Genomic DNA, 22,470 nt, shown 5'->3' on the forward strand with positions numbered 1-22,470 from the left:
GACCGAGACCACCGAATGACGAAGAAACGCATCCTGAAATCGATCGCCGCGCTGGCCGCCTGCGTGCCGCTGCTGGGCTGGGCCGCATGGCCCGAGAAGCCCATCCGCATGGTGGTGCCGTATGCCGCGGGCGGCGGCGCCGACAACACCGCGCGCGTCGTCGCGCAGCAGATGAGCATCGCGCTCGGCCAGCAGATCGTCATCGACAACCGGCCGGGCGCGGGCGGCGTGATCGGCGAGGACAACGTGGCCAAGGCGTCCGCCGACGGCTACACCGTGCTCTACGACGCCTCGGCGTTCTCGGTGAACCCGTCGCTGCGCAAGCTGCCTTTCGATGCGGCGAAAGACTTCATTCCGGTGTCGCTGGTGGCCACCGCGCCGCAGATCCTGGTCGTGCCCGCCACCGCGCCGTACAGCACGGTGGCGCAGTTCCTGGACTTCGCGCGCAAGAACCCCGGCAAGCTGAGCTTTGCCTCGGCGGGCGGCGGCACCGGCTCGCACCTGGCCGGCGAGGCGCTGAACGAGCAGGCCAAGGTCAGCCTGATGCACGTGCCCTACAAGGGCGGTGCACCGGCGCTGACCGACGTGATGGGCGAGCAGGTCTCGGCTTACTTCGGCAACGTGGCGTCGACGCTCGGCTACGTGCAGTCGGGCAAGCTGCGCGCGCTGGCCGTGAGTTCCGCCAGGCGCGTGCCCGGCCTGCCCGATACGCCGACGCTCGCAGAGTCGGGCCTGGCGGGCTACAACGTGGTCGAGTGGAACGGCGTGTTTCTTCCCAAGGGCACGCCGCCCGACATCGTGCAGCGGCTCGGCAAGGCGGTGCAGGCGGCGGTCAACGAACCTCAGGTCAAGCAGAAGCTGCTGCAGCTCGGCCTGGAGCCCGCCGGCAGCACGCCGGAGGCCTTCGCGAAATTCGTGCAGAACGAGATGGGGCGCGTGGGTGCGCTGGTGAAGGCGCGCAACATCCGGGTCGATTGAGTCCGACCCCTTCATGCGGCCGGCCGCTCAGCCTGCGCAGGCAGTGATCGGCCCGGGGTACTCCATCTCCTGCATGACCCAGTCACGCCGTGCCGCGCCATAGCGTTGGCCGATCTCGCACAGCGTGCGGTCCAGCTGCGGCAACGGCTTCAGCGACGAGGCGAGGGGCAGGCGGCCCGTCCCTTCGCGAGGCGGCTGCGCCAATAGCACCAGCCCGCTGCGCAGCCGGACCGGGCCCGAGGCCGAAGCCGCATCGACGCCGATGTGCCCGGTGCGCGTCCACGCATCGACCGCCAGCGCAAGGGCGACGTCGTCGGCGCCGTCCTGCACGTCCACGCGCCAGCGCTCGGCGCGCCAGAACGCGACCTTGTTGAGCAGGAAATCCACCCTGCGGCCGGTGTCCAGGTAGAACGGCGAACTGTCGTGCGCCGGCGTCCACGAGGCCACGCCGAGTTCCGTTGCAAGGGACCTGGCCTTCTCCTGCCCGCCGACCGCCTCCACCAGCGCCAGCATCGCCGGCACCGAGGCGGTGATGCCCGTGGTGGTGGCGACGCCGCGGTCCACCACGTAGCGCTGGTGCGGCACATAGCTGGCGCCGGCGTGGCGCGCGAGCAGCGTGCCGCGGTCGTACCAGTGGCCCGCGAAGCGGCGGCCGTCGAGCAGGCCGGCGCGGCCGACCACGCGTGCGCCCGAGCAGACACCGATCACACGCGCACCGCGTGCCGCCTGCTGCTTGAGCCATGCCGCCACCTGGGGGTTGTCGTCGGCGATCATCGCCGGCACGATCACGTAGTCGGCGCCCGAAGGATGAAGCCGCTCGAATGCGGCGAAGTCCTGCGCGCCATCGACCTCGAGTGCGGGATACAGGCTCACGCGCCCCGCGTGCGGCGCCACGATCCGCACCTCGGCCACATCGGCACGCTGGAGCACCGCATGCGGCAGCAGCAGGTCCGTCATCTCGGTGCCCTCGTTCAGTGCAAGCACGGCCACCACGGGCCGGCCGGCGCGATGCGGCTTCAGGGCCTCGACAAAAGCCTGCTTCTCGCGCTCGCTGCGCGCCGCATCGGCCTGCGCGGGCGGCAGCGGCGGCGCCCCTCCCGTGCAGGCTGCCAGCGCAAAGGCTGCAATACTTGCGCCGATCAGCGCTGCTACCGATCTCCACATGGCCGTTCCCCTGTCGACTTGATGACGATGCCCAGAGACTACGAATGCCCACCCTGACCCGCAAGGACGAAGTAACCGCGGTTTCTGCCAGCGACGTGGTGCTGGTGGTGTTCGACGGCGTCGAGGTGATCGACGTCGCCGGTCCCGCCAGCGTGTTCAGCAAGGCCGAGCAGATGCACCCCGGCCGCTACCGCCTGCACATCGCATCGCCGGCCGGCGGCACCGTGGCGACGAACGGCGGCCTGAGCTTTTCGGGCACCTGCAGCCTGCAGCAGCTGCCGGCGTCGATCGACACGCTGATCGTGGCGGGCGGCGACGAGCCGGCCGTGCGCGCGGCCATCCTCGAGCAGCACATCGGCGCCTGGCTCCGGCAGGTGGCGCCGCGCACGCGCCGCATGGCGAGCGTGTGCAGCGGCGCCTTCGCGCTGGCCGCGGCCGGCCTGCTGGACGGCCGCGAGGCCACCACGCACTGGCGCGTCTGCGACCAGCTGCAGGCGCTGCGGCCGCAGGTGCGGGTGCAGCGCGAGCGCATCTACGTGCACGACGGGCCGGTGTGGACCTCGGCCGGCGTCACCACCGGCATCGAGCTTGCGCTTGCGCTGGTCGAGGACGACCTCGGCCATGCGGTGTCGATGGAGATTGCCCGCACGCTGGCGCTGCCGATGCTGCGCGGCGGGGCGCAGCCGCAGCTGACACAGGCGCTCCAGGCGCAGGCCTCGGCCAGCCACCGGCTGCGCGAACTGGTGGCGTGGATCGGCACGCATCCGCAGGACGACCTGTCCGTCGAGGCATTGGCCGAACGCGTGCAGATGAGCCCACGGAACTTCGCGCGCGCCTTCGCGGCCGAGACCGGCTGTACACCGGCGCGCTTTGTCGAACAGGTCCGCGTGGCCGCGGCCGCGCAGCTGCTGCGCCAGACGCGGTGGCCGCAGGACCGCATCGCGAGCCGCAGCGGCTTCCGCTCGGTGGACGCGCTGCAGCGCGCCTTCGCGCGGCAGCACGGCCTGACACCGCAAGCCTATCGAACCCATGACGACACCTGACGCTTCTTCTCTCGCACTGATCGACGACTGCTCCCGCGCTTCGCTCGAACTCCTGGAACGCAACCTCACGCCGCACGGCATCCTGGCCGCCACCCGCACCGAGGCGGCCGTGGCCCGGCGCTACACGCGCATCTTCGGGCGCGACGCGGCCATCTGCGTGATGGCCATGTGCGGCAGCGGCGTGCCCGCGCTGGAGCAGGGCGCCGTCGCCAGCCTCGACGCGCTGGCCGTGCAGCAGGCGGCCAACGGACAGATTCCCAAGTACGTCGACCCCGACGGCCAGGATGCCGACTTCTGGTACCTGGGCTGCATCGACGCCACGCTGTGGTGGCTGATCGCGGTGGACCACGTGCGCCGCCATGGCCAGGTCGGCGCCTCGCACTGGAGCGGCGCAGTGGCGCGCGCGATCGGCTGGCTGCTGGCGCAGGAGCACCAGCACTTCCGGCTGCTGCAGCAGAACGAGGCCAGCGACTGGGCCGACATCATGCCGCGCTCGGGCTATGTGCTCTACACCAACGCGCTCTGGTACGAGGTGAAGCGCCGCTTCGCGCTCGACGATGCGGAGGCGACGCAGCACCATTTCAACCACCTGTTCAATCCATTCCAGCAGGACCTGCCCGAATACCACCGCGCCCGGCTGCTGCGGCACTATGCGCGCCGCGGGCGAGCCGATCCGGGCCTGTACCTGAGCTTCGTCAACCTGTCCTTCGTCGGCGACGAGGGCGACGTGTTCGGCAACGTGCTGGCCATCCAGGGCGGGCTGGCCGATTCGGAGATGGCGAACCGCATCGTCCGCACCATTGCCGCGGCGCGCGCCTGCGAGCCGTACCCGGTGCGCGTGGTGCTGCATCCGCTGACGCGCGAGCATGCGCTCTGGCGGCCGTACATGGCGCGCCATCAGCAGAACGTCGTGCACCAGTACCACAACGGCGGCATCTGGCCCTTCGTGGGCGGCTTCTGGGTGATGGCGCTGGCCCGCCTCGGACTGCACGACATGGCCTGGCCCGAGCTCGCGCGCCTTGCGCATGTGAACCAGCTCGGCGACTGGCGCTTCACCGAGTGGTTCCATGGCCGCACGCTGGCGCCGATGGGCATGGCGGGCCAGAGCTGGAATGCTGCGGCCTTCCTGCTGGCCCGGCGCGCGCTGGAGGGCAGCGAGGCGGCCTGGTGATGCGTTGCGCTGCGGCCCGGTCGATCAGACCGTGAGCACGACCTTGCCGATGTGTCCGGCGCGCTCGAGGTAGTGGTGGGCCTGCACCACCTCGTCGAGCGCAAAGCGGCGGTCGATGCGCATCTGCAGGGCGCCGCTGGCCAGGCCCTCATTGACGAAGGCCAGCGCGCGGCCCAGCGCAGCTTCGTCGCGCGGCAAGCCCATGGTGGCCGAGCCGGTGAATTCCAGCACCGTGTAGACGTGGAAGCGCCAGCTCTTGCGGAACTGCGCGAGCACGGGGTAGCTGAACTCCGCGCCGCCGGAGAGCCCGTACAGCACGTACCAGCCGCGCTGTGCGACGGCATTGCCGAGCCGCTCGAGCTGCGGACCACCCACGCCGTCGTACACCAGGTCGGCGCCGCGGCCGCCGGTCAGCGCCAGCACGCGCTCCACCACGTCTTCGTCCTGCGTCGCCACCACATGGGCTGCGCCCGCATCCAGCAATGCCTGGCGCTTGGCTGCCGTGCGCGTCGTGGCGATGGCAGGGAGGCCTGCCGCGCGCGCCATCTGCAGCGCCGCAATGCCCGTGCTGGATGACGCGCCCGTCACCAGCACCGTCTGGCTGCGCTGCAGGCGGGCCATCTCGAACATCGGGAAGTAGCCCGTCAGGTAGGCCATGTAGGCACCGGCGGCCTGCTCGGCCGAGAGCTTGCCGGGGTGGCGCACCACATGCGAGGCGGGAAAAAGAATGCGCTCGCCATAGGTGGGATACAGGCCCTGGTTGGCTCCGGGCAACAGCGCGACACGGTCGCCGATGCTCAGGCCCTCGACGCCCGCGCCTACCGCTTCGATGAGCCCTGCGGCCTCGTTGCCCAGGCCGGCCGGCAGGACCGGGTCCTCGATGTACAGGTTCTGGCGCCACAGTGCGTCGGCCCGGTTCAGGCCGATCGCCTGCACCGCGATGCGCACTTCGCCGGCGCCAGGCTCCGGCGTCGCGACCTGCTCGACCTTCAGGACATCGGCGCCGCCGAACCGGTGAAAGCGAACCATCCTGCCCATACGAAAATCTCCTTGGAAAAGCCGGCGGCCCCGGAATGAAGCGGCCGAAGGCATCAATCTAGAAGCCGCAGGGCCATCAAGGAAATCGATTCATACGATATTCACTATGCATGGAATCGATGACTTCAAGGCGCCTGGATGAAACCGATCGAACTCAGCCGAATTGACCTCAACCTGCTCACCGTGCTGGCGGCCCTCATGCGCGAGCGTCACGTCAGCCGGGCTGCGCAGCGGCTGCACCTGGGACAGCCGGCCGTGAGCCACGCGCTGGCGCGGCTGCGCGAGCTCACGGGCGATCCGCTGCTGGTGCGCCATGGGCGGGTGATGGAGCCGACCGAACGGGCGCTGGCGCTGATGCAGGGACTGGGTCCGGCGCTCGACCAGATCGAGGCCACGTTCCGCGCGCAGGCGGACTTCGAGCCCGCGCGCGCCGCGCCGGTGTTTCGCATCGGGCTGACCGACGACCTGCAGATCGCGATGCTGCCGCGGCTGCTTCGCGCGCTCAGCGTGGAAGCACCCCGGGCCAGGCTCGTGACCCTGACGGTCTGCTACCGCAACGCCGCGCGCCATCTCGACGAGGGGAGGGTCAGCGCGGTCATGAGCTTCCTGAAGGACCTGCCGGCGGGCGCCAAGATACGCAAGGTCCGCACGGCGCGCTTTGCGCTGCTGCGTGCCGACACCGCAGCCGCAAGACTGACGCTCGACGACTATTGCCGGCGGCGGCATGTGCTCGTGACCTACGCGGGCGACCTGTGCGGCACCGTCGATGAAACATTGAACAGCCTTGGCCGGCAGCGCGAGGTGGCCTTCTCGGTGCCGCAGTTCGGCAGCCTGCCTGCCGTGCTCGCGGGCACCGAGCTGCTCGCCACGGTGCCGGAACACGTGGCGCTGGCGCTGTCGGCGCAGGGCGGGCTTCGCTGCGAGGCGCTGCCGTTCGAGAGTCCGAGCTACCAGATCAAGCTGGCCTGGCGCGCCGTGACCGACAAGGATGCGGCGGAGACATGGCTGCGCAAGGCGATGCTGCGGGCCTTCAACGACTGATCTGCCAGACTGCGGCCGCGCTTCATGGCGGCGGCTGCGAAAGAACCCATCCGGCCAGGGCCTTCGCCTCTTCATCGCTCAGCTGCGGCTGGCGCGGCATGATGACGCGTCCCCAGGTGCCCACGCTGCCGCCTCGGATCTTGCCGGCCAGCCGGGAGGGCGCCGCCGCGTCGCTGCGGTAGCGCTCGGCGATCTGCGCGAAGCCGGGTCCGACCTGCTTTCGGAGCAGGCCGTGGCAGGCGAGGCAGCCGCGTTCACGGGCCAGTGCCTGTGCGCCGTCGACAGTGGCGGCGAATGCCGGAGCGGAAATCGACAACGAAGCCAGCAGCGCGAGCAATGGAAGTTTCCGCCCGTTGCTTGATGGCCGTTTTGGAATGAGAAGCATGGGCCCTATACGTTCTGGCGCATCTCCCGCGGGGCGGCTGCGCTTATGCTGTGCGGAATCACAACGCCGATTTTCCCACCATGACCGACTACCGCCCCGTCTTCGACCAGAGCTTCGGCAAGATCGCCGCCGAGCGCCTGCCCGAGCTGCTGCGCGCCATGCCCAAGGCCGAGCTGCACATGCATATCGAGGGCTCGCTCGAACCCGAGCTGATCTTCGCGCTCTCGCAGCGCAACGGCGTGGCCATACCGTACGCGAGCGTCGAAGAGCTGCGCCGCGCCTATGCCTTCACCAACCTGCAGAGCTTTCTCGACATCTACTACGCCGGCGCCAGCGTGCTGCTGAAGGAGCAGGACTTCTACGACATGGCCTGGGCCTACCTGGAGCGCGCCGCGGCCGACAACGTGGTGCGCACCGAGATGTTCTTCGACCCGCAGACGCACACCGCGCGCGGCGTACCGATGGAGACGGTCGTCAACGGCCTGCACCGCGCGTGCACGGATGCAGAGGCGAAGCTCGGCGTGAGCGCGGCGCTCATCCTGTGCTTCCTGCGCCACCTGAGCGAGGAAGAAGCCTTCGAGACGCTGGAACAGGCGCTGCCGTTTCGGGACAAGTTCATCGGCGTAGGCCTCGATTCAAGCGAGGTCGGCCATCCGCCCGAGAAGTTCGCCCGCGTGTTCGCGCGCTGCCGCGAGCTGGGCTTCCACCTCGTCGCGCATGCGGGCGAGGAGGGCCCGCCGGCCTATGTGTGGAGCGCGCTCGACGTGCTGAAGGTCGAGCGCGTCGACCATGGCGTGCAAAGCGCGAAGGACCCAGCCCTGATGAAGCGGCTCGCGCAGGACCGCATTCCGCTCACCGTGTGCCCGCTGTCCAACCTCAAGCTGTGCGTGTTCCCCGACCTGGCGCGGCACAACCTGGGTGCGCTGCTCGACGCGGGGCTGGTCGCCACCGTCAACTCGGACGACCCGGCCTACTTCGGCGGCTACATGAACCAGAACTTCACCCAGACCTTCGCGGCCACAGGGCTCGGCGTGCAGCAGGCCTGGCAGCTCGCGGCCAACAGCTTCGAGGGCAGCTTCATCGACGCGGCCGCCAAGCGCGCCTACGTGGACCGGCTCAACGCCGTCTTCGCGGCCTTCTGATCGGCCGCGGCGGGCCGCGGCACCAGCAGCGGCATCGCCATCAGCGCGCAGGCACTGGCCACGAGCCACACCAGCGGCCAGCCCTGCAGCGCCAGCAGGTGCGGGATCGAGAAGGGCGTGAGGAAGCACACCAGGAACACGCTGGTGTTCGCCATGCCGAGCGCCGTGCCCGCGCGGGCCGCACCGGCCAGCGTGGCCAGTTCCGTATAGGCCACGCCGTGCCATGCCGACACGCAGACGCCGCTGGCCGCCAGCAGCGCCACCAGTGCAATGCGCAGCGCTACTGAATCGGCCCCATGGGTGCCCGCCGCCAGCACCAGCGCCGCGAGCCCCGCGAACAGCAGCACGCTGAGGGCGCTGCAGGCGCGCAGGTAGGCGGGACGGTTGCGGCGGCGGTCGGTCCAGCGGCCGCTCCATACCCGCATCACCATCGCGCCGACCTGCACGAAGACCATGGTGGCCGTGATCGCCGCGAGGCCCGCATGGCCGAAATCGTGCAGGAACACCGTGCCGAAGGACAGCACCGCGAACTGCGGCGCGCACAGAAGGCCGATGCCGGCCGCAATGCGCCACACGCGGGCGTCGTGCAGCGGGCCGCTGGCTCCGGGCACCGAGGGCATTTCCGCGGTGCTGGCGCGCCGGGCCACCGGCGGCTCGTGCACCCAGGCCCAGCATGCGGCCGCGCCCAGCGCGCACAGCAGCGCGAGCAGGCCGTACAGCGCGGCAAAGCCGAAATGCAGCGTCACGAATGGCAGCACCAACGCGCCGATGCCGCCACCCAGCGGCACCGCGGTCTGGCGGATGCTCATGGCGAGCCCGCGCTCTCCGGCGTCGAACCATGTCATCAGCGCGCGGCCACTCGCGCCGTTGACGCTGCCTCCCAGCAGGCCGACCAGCAGCAGTCCGCCGCCGAGCCAACCCATGCCCGGAATGCGTGCGGCGCCAGGCACGGCCCACAGCGCCATCGCCACGAGCGCGACGGCCATGCTGCCCAGGCCCATGAGCAGCACCGGCCGGTCGCCCCAGCGGTCGGTCAGCAGGCCCCACGGCAGCTCGCTCATGGCGATGCCCAGGCCCATGAGGCCAAGCACGAGGCCGAGCGCGGCGTTGTCGAGCTGGTAGCCGGTGCGCATCAGCACAGCCGTCATCGGGATGCCGTTGATGGCCACGGAGAACGCCACGTTGGCGGCCACGCCCGCGGCCAGCACCTTCCAGCGGTGGTGCGGCGAATACGAAAGGGGGGAGTTCGAATGGATCATGTTGCGGCGCAGTGTCCGCCGTTGCAAAGCTTTTGAAAATCAGAAAATAATAAGTGAATCGTCCCAAAAATCAGGACGATCAACGAAGGGTGAATCCATGTCCCAGGTGATGTTCGATCTCGACGTGCTGCGCAGTTTCTCCACCGGCATCGCGCTTGGCAGCTATGCGCGCGCCGCCGACAGGCTGGGCCGCTCCACATCGGCCGTGAGCGCGCAATTGAAGAAGCTCGAGGCGCAGGCCGGCACCGCGCTGTTCCGCAAGGCCGGCCGCGGGCTGGAGCTCACCGACGCGGGCGAAACGCTGCTGGCCTACGCCCACCGCATGCTCGAACTCAACGCGGAAGCCGGCGCCGCCATGCGCGGTGCGGACCTGCAGGGCTGGGTGCGGCTCGGCCTGCAGGAAGACTTCGGCGAAACGCTGCTGCCCGCGGTGCTCGGCCGCTTTGCGCGCGCGCATCCCAAGGTGCGCATCGAGGCCTGCGTGGCGCGCAGCGCGGAACTGCGCGAACGGCTCGAGCTGCGGCAGCTCGACCTGGCCCTGGTGTGGGACACCGGCGAGCAGATGACGCCGCATGGCGAGCGCGTGGCGCGGCTGCCCCTGCAATGGATCGGCCCCAGGGCGCCCGATGCGCTCGACGCGGCCTGGTGGAAGGAGCGCGAACGCCGCCCGGGCGTGCGCAAGAGCCGGGAGCCGCTGCCGCTGGTGCTGCTCGATGCGCCATGCCCGCTGCGCGAGATCGTCGTTGCCGCGCTCGACCGCGCCGGCACGCCGTGGCGCCATGCGTTCACCAGCGCCAGCCTGGCCGCGCTGTGGGCCGCCACCTCGGCCGGCCTGGGCCTGTCGGTGCGCACGCCCTTCGGCCTGCCTGCGCATGTGCGTGCCATCGAGCGCACGGCCATCGGCCTGCCGGCGCTGCCGCAGATGTCGCTCATGCTCTATCGCGCGCAGCCCGCGGCCGAGGCGCCGGTGACCCGCCTTGCCACGCTGCTGCTGGAGGCGGTGCGCGAGCATGTGCAGGCGGAGCCCGCGCAGCTTCACTGAACCGCACCGGGCACAATCCCGTAGCCCTTGCGCCGTGCCGATGCATGAGAATCCGTCGCCGGAGACAAGACAAAAAAACGAGACACGGCATGACCACGCAGCAAAACTTCCTGCATCTCTGGGACGACAGGTTTCTCTACATCACGCCGGCGATCCAGTCGGGGCTCACGGCGCGCTCGTCGGCGACGCTGCTGGCGTCGGTCAGCGGCCATCCGTTCATGCTCGAGGCGGTCGATGGCACGCGCGTGCATTGCACCGCCGCGCTGGTGGCCCCGCATGTGTCGCGCCGGCTCGATGTCGATGGCTGCGGGCTGCTGTCGCTCAACCTCGATCCGGCATCGAGCGCCTACCGCATGCTCGCACGCTGCATGGGCGGCCACGGCATCGAGCCGATCGATGCGCGCCGCTTCGGCAAGCTGCGCGACGACTTCGACCCGGCGCAGCGCGGGCTGCTCGGCGACGCCAGCCTGCAGTCGCTCAGCGCGAAGATGGTCGAGGCAATCACCGGATGCCCCGAGCTCGTGCCGCCGATCGACCGGCGCATCGAGCGCGTGCTGCAGGCCATCCGCGAACACGCGGGCCAGATCCCGCTGAAGAAACTCTCGGCCGTGGCCTGCCTCTCGCCCGACCGGCTGACGCATCTCTTCGCCGAGCAGGTGGGCGTGTCCGTCAAGCGCTATGCGTTGTGGACCAAGGTGCGGCGCACGGTGCAGCAGTTCACCGGCCACCGGCCGCTCACGGATGTGGCGCTGGTCAGCGGCTTCACCGATGCGGCGCACATGAGCCGCACCTTCCAGCGCTACTTCGGGCTGCCGCCGTCGTTTCTCGCGAGCCGGGTGCATGTGACGGCGGACGCGCAGGCGTCGCATGCGTGGGGCCACGCGACCGTCCACTGAACCGCCCGCACGACAGCGGCTGCGTTCAAGCCGCCGCCTGTCTCCATGCGTAGGCTCCAGGTTGCTCCATCAAGAGAGCATCAACCGGAGACATCCATGAGACAGACATCTTCGCGCGGCGCCATGCCGCCGTTCCTGCTCGCGTTGGCCACGGCAGCCGCGCTCACCGCCTGCGGTGGCGGAGGAGGCGGCAACGGGTTCTCGTTCCCGCCCGTCACCGGCAATCCGCCCGCCAACCCGCCGGCCGACAGCACCTACAAGGCCGAGATCCGCCGCACTGCGATGGGCGTGCCGCACATCAAGGCCGACACCTGGTCCGGCGCGGGCTACGGCTATGGCTACGCGCAGGCCGAGGACAACCTCTGCACCATGGCCGACTCGTTCCTCACCTACCGCGGCGAGCGTTCGCAGTACCTCGGCGGAGAGGCCCAGCTCGTGGCCGGCAGCACCATCGGCCGGCCGAAGAACATCGACTCCGACTTCTTCCACCGGCACGTGATCTCGGCCGACGTGCTCGAGAAGATGATTGCCGCACAGCCCGACAACCTGAAGCAGCTGGTCGAGGGCTTCGCCGCGGGCTACAACCGCTATGTGCGCGAGCTGAAGGCCGGCGGCGCGGCGCACGAGGCCTGCCGCAACGAGCCCTGGGTGAAGCCCGTCACGGCCGAAGACATCTACCGCCGCATGTACGCGGCCAATCTCGCAGGCGGCTACAGCAACTTCCTGCCGAACATCGCCAACGCGATCACTCCGGCACCGGCGGCGTCCACCAAGACCGCCGCGCGCGGCAGGCTCGACAAGGGCGCGCTGCAACTCGCGAGGGCCGGCATGCGCATGCCCGGGCTGCAGGTGGGCGGGCACGAAGGCGTCGGCAGCAACATGATCGGCTTCGGCACCGCGGCCACCGGCGACGCGAGCCCGCTGCTCTTCGGCAACCCGCACTGGTACTGGCGCGGGCCCGACCGCTTCTACCAGGCGCAGCTCACGATTCCGGGCCAGCTCAACATCAGCGGTACCTCGTTCCTGGGCATTCCGGTGATCCTGATCGGCTTCAACGACAACATCGCGTGGAGCCACACGGTGTCGACCGCGCGCCGCTTCGGCTTCTTCGAACTCAAGCTCGTGGCGGGCGACCCGACCCGCTACATGCGCGATGGCAGCGCCGTGAAGATGCAGGCGCTGGAGATCACGGTCAAGGTGAAGCAGTCCGACGGCAGCGTGGCGCCGGTGACGCGCACGCTCTACAAGTCGGAGTACGGGCCGATGGTCAACCTGGCGCCGCTGAACGCCGCGCTGGCCTGGAGCCAGACCACGGCCTTCGCGATCCGCGACATCAACGGCGAGAACTACCGCACCTTCCGGAACTGGCTGCGCTGGAACCAGGCGAAGTCGCTCGACGAGTTCATCGCGATCCAGCGCGAGGAATCGGCCATTCCGTGGGTCAACACCGTGGCCGTGGGCCGCGGCGCGCCCAAGGCCTGGTATGCCGACATCGGCGCGATCCCCAATGTGTCGCCCACCCAGGTGGCGAGTTGCACGACGCCGCTGGGTGCGGCGATCGGCGCCTCGCTGCCGCGCGTGCCGGTCTTCGATGGCTCGAAGAGCGAATGCGACTGGCAGACCGATGCCGATTCCGCGCAGCGGGGCGCGATCGGCCCGGCCCGCATGCCCAGCCTGATGCGCGACGACTACGTGGCCAACATGAACGACAGCTACTGGCTCGCGAACCCCAAGGCACCGATGTCCGGCTACCCGGCCATCATGGGGCCTGCGGGAACCGAACCGGTCACCTTCCGCACGCGCCTGGGCAACCTGCTGGCACAGGGGCGCATCGACGGCGGGGATGCGTACGGCGCCAAGGGGGCCACTGCCGACACCGTCAAGCGGATGGTGCTCGACAGCCGCGTGCTGACGGCCGAGCTGTTCAAGGATCAGGCGCTGGCCATGGTGTGCGCGACGCCGACGATCAATGTGGCGGCCGATCCGCAGGGCGGCGCAGCCATCGGGCGCGACGTGGACACCGGTCCGGCCTGCGCGGCACTCCAGGCCTGGGACAACACCGGCACGAGCGGGGCGCGCGGCGCGCACATCTGGGACGAGTTCTGGATCCGCGCCTCGTTGCAGTCCGCGGCCACACTCTACAGCGTGCCCTTCAGCGCGAGCGACCCGATCCACACGCCGCGCGACCTGAAGCCCGGTGCGCAAGCCGCGCTGCAGCAGGCTTTCGGCGCGGCCATCGCGCGCGTGGAAGCCAGCGGCTTTGCGCTCGATGCGAAGCGCGGCGACTACCTGTTCGCCACGCGCGGTGGCCAGAAGATCCCGCTGTACGGCGGCTGCGGCGGGCCGGGCTACTTCACCATCGCCTGCTCGGAGAACCGGCTCGACAAGGGCGGCTACACGATGGACGGCAACCCCAACGGCAACAGCTACATGCAGATCGTGCGCTTCCCCGAGGGCGGCGTCGAGGCGCATACCTTCCTCACGTTCTCGCTGTCGGACGACCCGGCCTCGGCGCACAGCGCCGACTACACGCGCGCCTACAGCGCGGGGCAGTGGCTCAAGGTGCCGTTCTCCGAAGCCGAGATCAAGGCCGATGCGGCCTACCGCAGCGCGGTCGTCAGCGAGTAGCCGGCGCGGGCCGGTCGGCCTGAAAACGGCCGACTAAAATCCGCACCCCGCAGCCGGGCGTCCCGGCCGGTTGCGGGTTTTTGCTTTTCCGGGGCCATGTAGAGGAACACCATGTACAAAAACCTCGCGGGCCGCGCCGTTCTGGCGTGGGCAGCCGCCTGTTTTCTGTCTCCCGCCTTGTCGCAACCGCAGGCTCCGAAAGAGCCGCTGAAGATCGGCTTCGTCTACGTCACGCCGGTCACCGATGCCGGCTGGGTGCGCCAGCACGAAGAGGGCCGCAAGGCCGTCGAGGCCGCACTTGGCGGCAAGGTCAGGACCACCTTCGTCGAGAACGTGCCAGAGGGCGCCGACGCCGAGCGCGTGATCCGCGACCTCGCACAGCAGGGGCACCGGCTGATCTTCACGCCCAGCTTCGGCTACATGGAGCCCACGCTCAAGGTGGCGCGCGATTTCCCCGACGTGAAGTTCGAATCGATCACCGGCTACAAGGCCGCGCCCAACGTCGCCACCGCCAATGCGCGCTACTACGAAGGCCGCTATCTCGCGGGCATCGCGGCCGGCCGCATGACGAAGACGAACGTTGCGGGCTATGTGGCGGGCTTTCCGATTCCCGAGGTGCTGCAGGGCATCAACGCTTTCACGCTCGGCATGCGCTCGGTGAACCCGGATGCCAAGGTGGCCGTGGTGTGGCTCAACGAGTGGTTCGATCCGCCGAAGGAGCGCGACGCGGCCATGGCGCTGTTCAACCAGAACGCCGACGTCATCGCCTTCCACACCGGTTCCACGGCCGTCATGGCCGCGGCGCAGGAACGCGGCAAGATGGCCGTGGCCTACCACTCCGACATGCGCAGGATCGCGCCCGACGCGCAGATCGTCGCCGTCACGCACCAGTGGGGCGGCTACTACACCGAGCGTGCGCGGGCCGTGCTCGAAGGCAACTGGAAGAGCGGCAACGTGTGGGGCGGCGTGAAGGAGGGAATGATCCGCGTCGGCGACTTCGGCACCAAGGTGCCCAAGGCCGTGCAGCAGGAAGTTTTGGCGCGGCAGAAGGACATCGCGGAAGGCAGGCTGCAGCCGTTCCGCGCGGTGGGCGGCGACGTGCGCGACAACGAAGGCCGCACCGTCATCGCCAAGGGTGCGCAGCTGAACGACGAGCAGATCCTGAAGATGAACTGGCTGGTCGAGGGCGTGCAGGGGCGTGTGGCGCGCTAACCCAAGCGCTCGACCACGAAGTCGACGAAGGTGCGCAGCTTGGCGCTCGGCCGGGCCTCGGGCAGCCGCATGATGTGCACCTGCCGCGTCGGCAGCTCCCACTCGGGCAGCAGCTGAACCACCTGGCCCGAGGCCAGGGCAGGGCCGAGCAGCGCATCGGCCTGCACGATCACCCCGACGCCGGCCATTGCGGCAGCGAGCAGCGCCTGCCCGTTGTTGGTGGTGAGCGGGCCGCGCACCGGCACATGCACCGTCTGGCCGCCGCGCGTGAAGCGCCATGAATGGTTCGGGCCCCAGGCGGCAAAGCCCAGCAGCGCAAAGGCCTCGAGGTCCGAGGGGTGCTTCGGCTGGCCGTGGCGCGCGATCCACGCGGGGCTTGCGACCGCGAACATGCGCGCCAGTGCGAGCGGCCGCGCGATGAGGCGTTCGTCGACCGCCGCGCCCGAGCGGATGCCGCAGTCGAAGCCTTCTTCGGCCAGGTCGACCACGCGGTCGTTGAGCACCAGGTCCACCTTCACCTGCGGATAGGCCGCGATGTAATCGCCGATCACCGGGGTGAGCCGGTGTGCGCCGTAGGCCACCGGCGCCGTCACGCGCAGCACGCCCTGCGGCATGGCGCGCAGCGACTCGGCCACGCCGTCGGCCGTGTGCACGCTCGCGAGCACGTCGCGGCAGCGCTCCAGGTAGGCCGCGCCGATTTCCGTGAGCGCATGGCGCCGCGTGGTGCGCTCCAGCAGGCGCGCGCCGAGCTGATCTTCGAGCGCGCGGATGTGCTTGCCGACCATCACGGCCGAGAGATCGAGCGCCTCGGCCGCCGCGGCGAAGCTGCCCGCGTCCACCGTGGTGACGAAGACTTCCATGGCGCGCAGCTTGTCCATATTGAGAACTTCGAGTTTCGAATTGCCGAACCGAATGGCAATTTATCAAACTATCTGTTCGTAAAACAATGGGCCCTTCCTGATTCATTTCGACGAGGTTGTTCATGAAGATTCTTGTTGTGGGCGCGACGGGCGCCATAGGCAGTGCGGTGGCCGGAGTGCTGGCCGAACGCGGGCACGAGGTGGTGCGGGCGGGACGTACGCGCGGCGAACTGCAGGTCGACATCACCAACGATGCGAGCGTCCAGGCGCTGTATGCGGTGGTGGGGCGCGTCGATGCGATCGTCTCGGCGGCTGGGGGGTTGTTCTTCGGGCCGCTCGCAGAAATGCGGCCGGCCGATTTCAATATCGGCCTGCAGGACAAGCTGCTCGGCCAGGTGCGCCTTGCGCTGCTGGGCCAGCAGGTTCTGGCAGATGGCGGCTCGATCACGCTGACCACGGGCGTGGCGGCCGACGATCCGGTTCGCGGGGGAGCCAATGCGGCGGCCGTGAATGCGGCGGTCGAGGGTTTCGTGAAAGGCGCGGCGATCGAGCTGACGCGCGGCCTGCGCGTCAATGCGGTCAGTCCGACGCTGCTGACCGAATCGGTGGCGGCGTACGGCGCCTTCTTTCCGGGCGTCGAAACCGTACCGGCCGCGCGCGTGGCGCTGGCCTACGTGCGCAGCGTCGAAGGCCCGCTCACGGGGCGCGTGTTCCGCGTGTGGCAATGAGCGGGCGCACGCGATGGGCCGGTGCGCTGCTCGCGCTCGCCACGGCGGCGGCCACTGCCGCGCCGCCCACGGTACAGGCGCTGCCCGAAGACTGGTACCCGGAAAGCGTCGCGATCGGGCCGGACGGTGCGTTCTATGTCGGCAGCTGGCGGCAGGGCGCGGTCGCCAGGTTGAAGCCGGGCGCCGCGCCGAAGGCCGAACTGCTCGTGAAGCCCGGCGCCAACGGCCTGGCGAACGGGCAGGGCGTGCTGGTCGATGCGAAACACCAGGCCCTGTGGGTCTGCTCGGGCAACAGCGGCTTCACCACCGTGCCGCAGACGCCGAGCGCGCTCAAGCGCTACGACCTGGCCACGGGCACGCCGCGCGCAAGCTACGCCATGCCCGATGCAGGCTACTGCAACGACCTTGCGCAGGACACGCGCGGCAACATCTACGTGACCGATTCCTTCCACCCGCGCGTGCTGCGGCTCGCGCCAGGCGCATCCGCGCTCGCGGTCTGGAAGGAAGATCCGGCGCTGGCAGGCGAAGGGCCCTACAAGGGACTGAACGGCATCGCCATCGATGGTGGGCGCGCCATCTACGTGAGCCTCGTGGTGGCATCGTCGCATCTGCTGCGCATCGGTTTGAACGCCGATGGCCGGGCTGGCGAGGTCACGCGCATCGAGGCGCCGCGCGTGATGAAGAATGTCGACGCAATCCGCGCCTGGAAGCCCGGGCGGCTGGTGCTGTTCGAGAGCAATGCCTTCGGCGACGGACCCTATGGCGGGCAGGTCACGGTGGCACGCATCGATGGCGCAAAGCTCGGCCTGCAGACGGTGGCCGCCGGGCTCAACGACCCGTCCTCCGGGGCGGTGCTCGGCAACCGCGTCTATTTCATCGAATCCAAATACGCGCTGCTGCTCAAGCACAAGGACGACGACGCGGCCGTTCTCCGCGGCGTGCCTTTCGACATCCAGTCGCGCGCCTTGCCGCCGGATTGAAGTGCATTCGGCATATAGCATTCATACGCACATGGAAATTGCGGCGCCGCGGCGCTGGATTACCCTCGGCAGTCACGATGAAAAAAGCCTACCGCGCCTCCCTCCTGCGATTCGACGACGCCGGACGGCCCGTTTTCGATGAAGACGGCCTGCTGGTCGTCGCGCCCGACGGTGCCGGCCGCCAGCGCGTGCTCGACGCCGGCAGCCATGCGGCCGTGTCGCCGCGCCATCCCGATGCCGAGCTGACGCACCTGCCGGGCCGCATCCTCGCGCCGGGCTTCGTGGACATGCACATCCACTTTCCGCAGACCGACATCATCGGCTCGCCCTCGCCGGGGCTCTTGCCCTGGCTCGAGAACTACACCTTCCCGGCGGAAGCCAGGTTCGCCGACCCGGCGCATTCGAATGAAGTGGCGGACGTGTTCTTCGACGAGCTGCTGCGCAACGGCGTCACGACCGCGCTGGCCTTCGCGACTTCGCACGTGGCCTCGGTCGACGCCTTCTTCGAGGGCGCCCGGCGCCGCAATTTGCGCATGATCAGCGGCAAGGTGCTGCAGGACCGGCATTCGCCCGACGGCGTGCGCGATGAAACCGAGCAGAGCCTCATCGACTCCGAGGCGCTGATCCGCAAGTGGCACGACACCGGCCGCCTGGGCTACGCCATCACCCCGCGCTTCGCGCCCGCGAGCACCGACGCCCAGATGCGCGGCGCGGGCGAGCTGGCCGCAAAGTATCCCGGCACCTGGATCCAGTCGCACGTGGCCGAGAACCGCGACGAGGTGGCGTGGGTGCGCGAGCTCTATCCCGAGGCGCGCTCCTACCTCGACGTGTACGCCGGCTTCGGGCTGATGCGCGAGCGCGCCGTGTATGCGCACTGCATCTACCTGGACGACACCGACCGCGCGCTGCTGCGCGACACGAAGACGGCCGCGGCCGTGAGCCCGACCAGCAACCTGTTCCTGGGCAGCGGCTTCTTCGACTTCGGCGCGGCCGACCGCGTGGGCTACCCCTACGGCCTGGCCAGCGACGTGGGCGGCGGCACCAGCTTCAGCCCCTTCCACACGATGATGGCAGCCTATTACGTGGGCCGCGAAGGGCAGACCAAGGCCGGCCTGAGCATCGCACCTTCCGAGCTCTGGTGGCGCCACACCGGCGGCGCGGCGCGCGCGCTGGGGCTGGGTGGCGTGGTCGGCAACCTGCAGCCCGGCTGCGAGGCCGACTTCCTGGTGCTCAACCCGCAGGCCACGCCCCTGCTGGCGCGCAAGGCCGCGCGCGCGAACAGCCTCGAGGAGCTGCTGTTCGCAATGATCGTGCTGGGCGACGACCGGCTGGTGGAGCGCACGGTGATCTCGCAGGCGGGATAGCCGCAAGCTCGCCGTAGGGCCGGGGCATGGCGCATGCCACAATTCGCGCCATTCCTCCCCGCAGCAGCATCAGCGACCGCATATGAGCATCAAGAGCGACAAATGGATCCGGCGCATGGCCGAGCAGACCGGCATGATCGAGCCCTTCGAGCCCGGCCAGGTGCGCGAGGCCGCCGGCCACAAGATCATCAGCTATGGCACCTCGAGCTACGGCTACGACATCCGGTGCGCGCCTGAATTCAAGGTTTTCACCAACATCCACAGCACCGTGGTCGACCCGAAGAACTTCGACGAGAAGAGCTTCGTCGACATGCACGGCGACTACTGCATCATTCCGCCCAACAGCTTCGCGCTGGCGCGCACGGTCGAGTACTTCCGCATTCCGCGCAACGTGCTCACCATCTGCCTGGGCAAGAGCACCTATGCGCGCTGCGGCATCATCGTCAACGTGACGCCTTTCGAGCCCGAATGGGAGGGCTACGTGACGCTCGAATTCAGCAACACCACGCCGCTGCCCGCCAAGATCTATGCAGGAGAGGGCTGCGCACAGGTGCTGTTCTTCGAGAGCGACGAAGTCTGCGAAACCAGCTACAAGGACCGCGGCGGCAAGTACCAGGGGCAGCGCGGCGTCACGCTGCCCAAGACCTGATCCGCGCATTCTGACCGCCGGTTACGCAGCCGGCGGCAGGGCCAAGTACCATCCCGAGGCGATCCGGCAAATCCGCAAGGCCGGCAAGGAGACTGCGATGAGATGGGAAGGCAACGAACAATCCGAGAACGTCGAAGACCGCCGTGGTGAAGGTGGCGGCGGCGGTTTCATCGGCGGGCGAAGCATCGGCATCGGCACCGTTGCCGTCGCGCTGATCGCGGGCTGGATCTTCGGCATCAATCCGCTGACCGTGCTCAGCCTGCTGAGCGGCGGCGGTGGCGAGCAGGTCCAGGTGCAGCAACAGCAGCAAGGCCCCGCGCCCAAGCCGCCCTCGAGCGACCGCGAGGCGGCCTTCGTCTCGACCGTGCTGCGCAACACCGAGGTGGTCTGGACGGACATCTTCCGGCAGAACGGCGGCAGCTACCAGCCGCCGCGGCTCGTGCTGTTCCGCGGCGCCACGCCCACGGCATGCGGCACCGGCCAGGCGGCCATGGGGCCGTTCTACTGCCCCGGCGACAAGAAGGTCTACATCGACCTCGGCTTCTACGACACGCTCAAGAACCAGCTCGGCGCGCCCGGCGAATTCGCGCAGGCGTACGTCATCGCGCACGAGGTCGGCCACCACGTGCAGGACGAGCTCGGCGTGACCGCCAAGGTCGATGGCATGCGCGGGCGGCTGAGCCAGTCGCAGAACAACGCCCTGAGCGTTCGCGTCGAACTGCAGGCCGACTGCTTCGCGGGCATCTGGGCGCACCATTCGCAGGAGTCGAAGAAGTGGCTCGACCCGGGCGACATCGAGGCCGCGATGAATGCCGCGCAGAAGATCGGCGACGACGCGCTGCAGCGTTCCGCGGGCCGCGCGGTGGTGCCCGACAGCTTCACCCACGGATCGAGTGCGCAGCGCCAGCGCTGGTTCGGCGCGGGCTACCAAAGCGGCGACGTCAAGTCCTGCGACACCTTCAACGCACGCAATCTTTGAGTCTCGAGGCCTTCAAAGGCCCGTGGATGTTGGGCGAGTTGCTACAAAATAAGTAGCAATGCGGCTGGCGCGGAGTTTGTCGCGCCGCTGTCACTGCCATTTTTTGCGGCAGTGCGACAATAGAAGGCTTAATGACAAGCTCCTTCTCCAATCTATCGCTGGCGGAACCGCTGGCGCGCGCCGTAGCCGAAATGGGCTACGAGACCATGACTCCCATCCAGGAGCAGGCCATTCCGGTCGTGCTTTCGGGGCAGGACGTGATGGGAGCCGCGCAGACCGGCACCGGCAAGACCGCGGCGTTCTCGCTGCCGCTGCTGCAGCGCATGCTCAAGCACGAGAACGCCTCCACCTCGCCCGCGCGGCATCCGGTGCGTGCGCTGGTGCTGCTGCCCACGCGCGAACTGGCCGACCAGGTGGCCCAGCAGGTCAAGCTGTATGCCAAGTACACCAACCTGCGCAGCACGGTGGTGTTCGGCGGCATCGACATGAAGCCTCAGACGCTCGAGCTCAAGAAGGGCGTTGAAGTGCTGGTGGCCACGCCGGGCCGGCTGCTCGATCACATCGAGGCCAAGAACGCCGTGCTGAACCAGGTCGAGTACGTGGTGCTCGACGAGGCCGACCGCATGCTCGACATCGGCTTCCTGCCCGACCTGCAGCGCATCCTGAGCTACCTGCCCAAGCAGCGCACCACGCTCCTGTTCTCGGCCACCTTCTCGCCCGAGATCAAGCGGCTTGCAAACAGCTACCTGCAGAACCCCGTCACCATCGAGGTGGCGCGGCCGAACGAAACGGCCTCCACGGTCGAGCAGCATTTCTACAGCGTGATTGACGACGACAAGCGCCGCGCGCTCAAGCAGATCGTGAAGCAGCGCGGCATCACGCAGGCTTTCGTGTTCGTCAACAGCAAGCTCGGCTGCGCACGCCTGGCGCGTTCGCTCGAGCGCGACGGCCTTCGCACGACCGCGCTGCACGGCGACAAGAGCCAGGACGAGCGGCTGAAGGCGCTCGCCTCGTTCAAGGCCGGTGAGGTCGACCTGCTGGTGTGCACCGACGTCGCGGCCCGCGGCCTCGACATCAAGGACGTGCCCGCGGTCTTCAACTTCGACATTCCGTTCAATGCCGAAGACTACGTGCACCGCATCGGCCGCACCGGCCGCGCCGGCGCCTCGGGCCTGGCCGTGAGCTTTGCGAGCGGTGGCAACGACGCGCGCCTGGTGGCCGACATCGAGAAGCTGATCAAGAAGAAGATCGAGCTCGAACCCGTCGAATTCGAGGAAGACCGTCCGCGCGGCCGCATCAACGACGGACGCCGCCACTGGCGCGAAGAAGGCGAAGCCGGCGATGCGCGCGACGTGCTCGACCAGCCGCGCGAGCGCCGCGAGGCCGAAGTCCGCCGCGGCGGCGGACGTCCGCACCGCGCACCCTCCGCGCCGCGCGATCCGTTCTTCGACAAGCCCTACGAGCCGGGCCAGGCCGACGCCACGCCGGCCTGGGAAGCCGCCGCCAAGGCGGCGCCTTCACGCGGCATCTCGAGCAACATCAAGACCAAGCGCAAGGTCGCGGCCCTCTTCAAGAGCGCCGAAACCAGCTGATTTCCCCCCCCGCTGGGCTACCTCCATCCGCGGTGCCAGCCGTAGCGGGGGTGGTACCAGCCATACCCGTAGCGCGGGTGGTAGTTCCAGACGAAACCCACGCCCGGCGACACATAGGTCGGGGCCACGTAGGCGACGCCGGGTGGCGCTGTGTAAACAGGTTGCGCCGGCGCGACCACGCAGCCGGTCAGGATGGCCGCCAGCGCGGCGGCCGAAAGGGCGAGAACAGGCAGTCTCATGGCGATGCTCCTGGGACGAGTTGATCGTTATTCCCAGAAAACGCCCCGCGCCACCGGCGGATGACCTCCTTTACCCTCGC

General features: G+C 69.1%; 21 protein-coding genes. 15 read left to right on the forward strand and 6 right to left on the reverse strand.

Annotated elements, in window-relative coordinates; genetic code table 11:
- Window positions 1–15 precede the first annotated feature (15 nt).
- A complete protein-coding gene (locus tag IB278_RS03480; RefSeq protein ID WP_192322609.1) occupies window positions 16–978 on the forward strand; it encodes a Bug family tripartite tricarboxylate transporter substrate binding protein in 963 nt (320 codons plus the stop codon).
- A 27-nt stretch (window positions 979–1,005) separates the two neighbouring features.
- Here the strand turns inward: IB278_RS03480 and IB278_RS03485 are convergent, their stop codons facing one another.
- Window positions 1,006–2,142: a DJ-1/PfpI family protein gene (locus IB278_RS03485; RefSeq protein ID WP_192322610.1), complete on the reverse strand. Its 1,137-nt coding sequence runs from the start codon at window positions 2,140–2,142 to the stop codon at window positions 1,006–1,008.
- A 44-nt stretch (window positions 2,143–2,186) separates the two neighbouring features.
- On the opposite strand from IB278_RS03485, the gene IB278_RS03490 reads away from it, so the two are divergent.
- Together IB278_RS03490 and IB278_RS03495 are read left to right on the forward strand one after the other, a co-directional pair.
- A complete protein-coding gene (locus IB278_RS03490) occupies window positions 2,187–3,185 on the forward strand; it encodes a GlxA family transcriptional regulator (protein ID WP_145745305.1) in 999 nt (332 codons plus the stop codon).
- Window positions 3,172–4,356, forward strand: a complete 1,185-nt coding sequence (locus IB278_RS03495; protein WP_145745303.1) for an amylo-alpha-1,6-glucosidase — start codon at window positions 3,172–3,174, stop codon at window positions 4,354–4,356. Before IB278_RS03490 ends, IB278_RS03495 begins: the two co-directional genes overlap by 14 nt.
- Window positions 4,357–4,380: 24 nt before the next feature.
- Here IB278_RS03495 and IB278_RS03500 read toward each other — a convergent pair whose 3' ends face one another.
- Window positions 4,381–5,394, reverse strand: coding sequence for a zinc-dependent alcohol dehydrogenase family protein (locus IB278_RS03500; protein ID WP_192322611.1), 1,014 nt, complete (start codon window positions 5,392–5,394; stop codon window positions 4,381–4,383).
- Window positions 5,395–5,532: 138 nt separating this feature from the next.
- On the opposite strand from IB278_RS03500, the gene IB278_RS03505 reads away from it, so the two are divergent.
- Entirely contained in the window at window positions 5,533–6,435 is a 903-nt protein-coding gene (locus IB278_RS03505; RefSeq protein WP_145745300.1) for a LysR family transcriptional regulator, read from the forward strand.
- Window positions 6,436–6,457: 22 nt separating this feature from the next.
- Here IB278_RS03505 and IB278_RS03510 read toward each other — a convergent pair whose 3' ends face one another.
- The gene (locus IB278_RS03510) at window positions 6,458–6,772 is read right to left on the reverse strand and encodes a c-type cytochrome (RefSeq protein ID WP_370878886.1); all 315 of its coding nucleotides are present in this window, start codon (window positions 6,770–6,772) and stop codon (window positions 6,458–6,460) included.
- Between the two features lie 128 nt (window positions 6,773–6,900).
- Between IB278_RS03510 and IB278_RS03515 the strand changes: the two genes are divergently transcribed.
- Window positions 6,901–7,962 carry an adenosine deaminase gene (locus IB278_RS03515; protein ID WP_192322612.1) on the forward strand — a complete coding sequence of 354 codons (1,062 nt, stop codon included), beginning with the start codon at window positions 6,901–6,903 and terminating at the stop codon, window positions 7,960–7,962.
- Here IB278_RS03515 and IB278_RS03520 read toward each other — a convergent pair.
- A complete protein-coding gene (locus tag IB278_RS03520) occupies window positions 7,923–9,221 on the reverse strand; it encodes an MFS transporter (RefSeq protein ID WP_145745296.1) in 1,299 nt (432 codons plus the stop codon). The genes IB278_RS03515 and IB278_RS03520 overlap by 40 nt on opposite strands.
- Window positions 9,222–9,318: 97 nt before the next feature.
- On the opposite strand from IB278_RS03520, the gene IB278_RS03525 reads away from it, so the two are divergent.
- The 4 genes from IB278_RS03525 (at window position 9,319) to IB278_RS03540 (ending at window position 14,999) form a co-directional block, all read left to right on the forward strand.
- Window positions 9,319–10,263: a LysR substrate-binding domain-containing protein gene (locus IB278_RS03525; protein ID WP_192322613.1), complete on the forward strand. Its 945-nt coding sequence runs from the start codon at window positions 9,319–9,321 to the stop codon at window positions 10,261–10,263.
- Between the two features lie 89 nt (window positions 10,264–10,352).
- Window positions 10,353–11,159 (forward strand): helix-turn-helix domain-containing protein, encoded by an 807-nt coding sequence (locus IB278_RS03530; protein WP_145745292.1) that lies wholly within the window; start codon window positions 10,353–10,355, stop codon window positions 11,157–11,159.
- A 96-nt stretch (window positions 11,160–11,255) separates the two neighbouring features.
- Window positions 11,256–13,787: a penicillin acylase family protein gene (locus IB278_RS03535; RefSeq protein ID WP_192322614.1), complete on the forward strand. Its 2,532-nt coding sequence runs from the start codon at window positions 11,256–11,258 to the stop codon at window positions 13,785–13,787.
- 111 nt (window positions 13,788–13,898) lie between these two features.
- Window positions 13,899–14,999 (forward strand): BMP family ABC transporter substrate-binding protein, encoded by a 1,101-nt coding sequence (locus tag IB278_RS03540; RefSeq protein WP_145745288.1) that lies wholly within the window; start codon window positions 13,899–13,901, stop codon window positions 14,997–14,999.
- Here the strand turns inward: IB278_RS03540 and IB278_RS03545 are convergent.
- Entirely contained in the window at window positions 14,996–15,877 is an 882-nt protein-coding gene (locus tag IB278_RS03545) for a LysR family transcriptional regulator (protein WP_145745286.1), read from the reverse strand. The two genes, IB278_RS03540 and IB278_RS03545, sit on opposite strands and share 4 nt — an antisense overlap.
- A gap of 104 nt (window positions 15,878–15,981) precedes the next feature.
- Here IB278_RS03545 and IB278_RS03550 point away from each other — a divergent pair, with 104 nt between their 5' ends.
- The 6 genes from IB278_RS03550 to IB278_RS03575 all read left to right on the forward strand — a co-directional run bounded on the left by IB278_RS03550 (window position 15,982) and on the right by IB278_RS03575 (window position 22,151).
- Entirely contained in the window at window positions 15,982–16,587 is a 606-nt protein-coding gene (locus IB278_RS03550; RefSeq protein WP_145745284.1) for a short chain dehydrogenase, read from the forward strand.
- Entirely contained in the window at window positions 16,584–17,567 is a 984-nt protein-coding gene (locus IB278_RS03555; protein WP_145745282.1) for a hypothetical protein, read from the forward strand. Before IB278_RS03550 ends, IB278_RS03555 begins: the two co-directional genes overlap by 4 nt.
- A gap of 77 nt (window positions 17,568–17,644) precedes the next feature.
- Window positions 17,645–18,931 carry a guanine deaminase gene (gene guaD, locus IB278_RS03560; protein ID WP_145745280.1) on the forward strand — a complete coding sequence of 429 codons (1,287 nt, stop codon included), beginning with the start codon at window positions 17,645–17,647 and terminating at the stop codon, window positions 18,929–18,931.
- An 82-nt stretch (window positions 18,932–19,013) separates the two neighbouring features.
- A complete protein-coding gene (gene dcd / locus IB278_RS03565) occupies window positions 19,014–19,580 on the forward strand; it encodes a dCTP deaminase (RefSeq protein ID WP_018905384.1) in 567 nt (188 codons plus the stop codon).
- A gap of 97 nt (window positions 19,581–19,677) precedes the next feature.
- The gene (locus IB278_RS03570; protein ID WP_145745278.1) at window positions 19,678–20,559 is read left to right on the forward strand and encodes a neutral zinc metallopeptidase; all 882 of its coding nucleotides are present in this window, start codon (window positions 19,678–19,680) and stop codon (window positions 20,557–20,559) included.
- A gap of 131 nt (window positions 20,560–20,690) precedes the next feature.
- Window positions 20,691–22,151, forward strand: coding sequence for a DEAD/DEAH box helicase (locus IB278_RS03575; protein WP_145745277.1), 1,461 nt, complete (start codon window positions 20,691–20,693; stop codon window positions 22,149–22,151).
- Between the two features lie 17 nt (window positions 22,152–22,168).
- Here IB278_RS03575 and IB278_RS03580 read toward each other — a convergent pair whose 3' ends face one another.
- Window positions 22,169–22,390, reverse strand: a complete 222-nt coding sequence (locus tag IB278_RS03580) for a hypothetical protein (RefSeq protein WP_145745275.1) — start codon at window positions 22,388–22,390, stop codon at window positions 22,169–22,171.
- Between the last annotated feature and the right edge of the window lie 80 nt (window positions 22,391–22,470).

The sequence above is a fragment of the Variovorax sp. VRV01 genome (genome assembly GCF_014852545.1).
GTDB lineage: Bacteria > Pseudomonadota > Gammaproteobacteria > Burkholderiales > Burkholderiaceae_C > Variovorax > Variovorax beijingensis_A.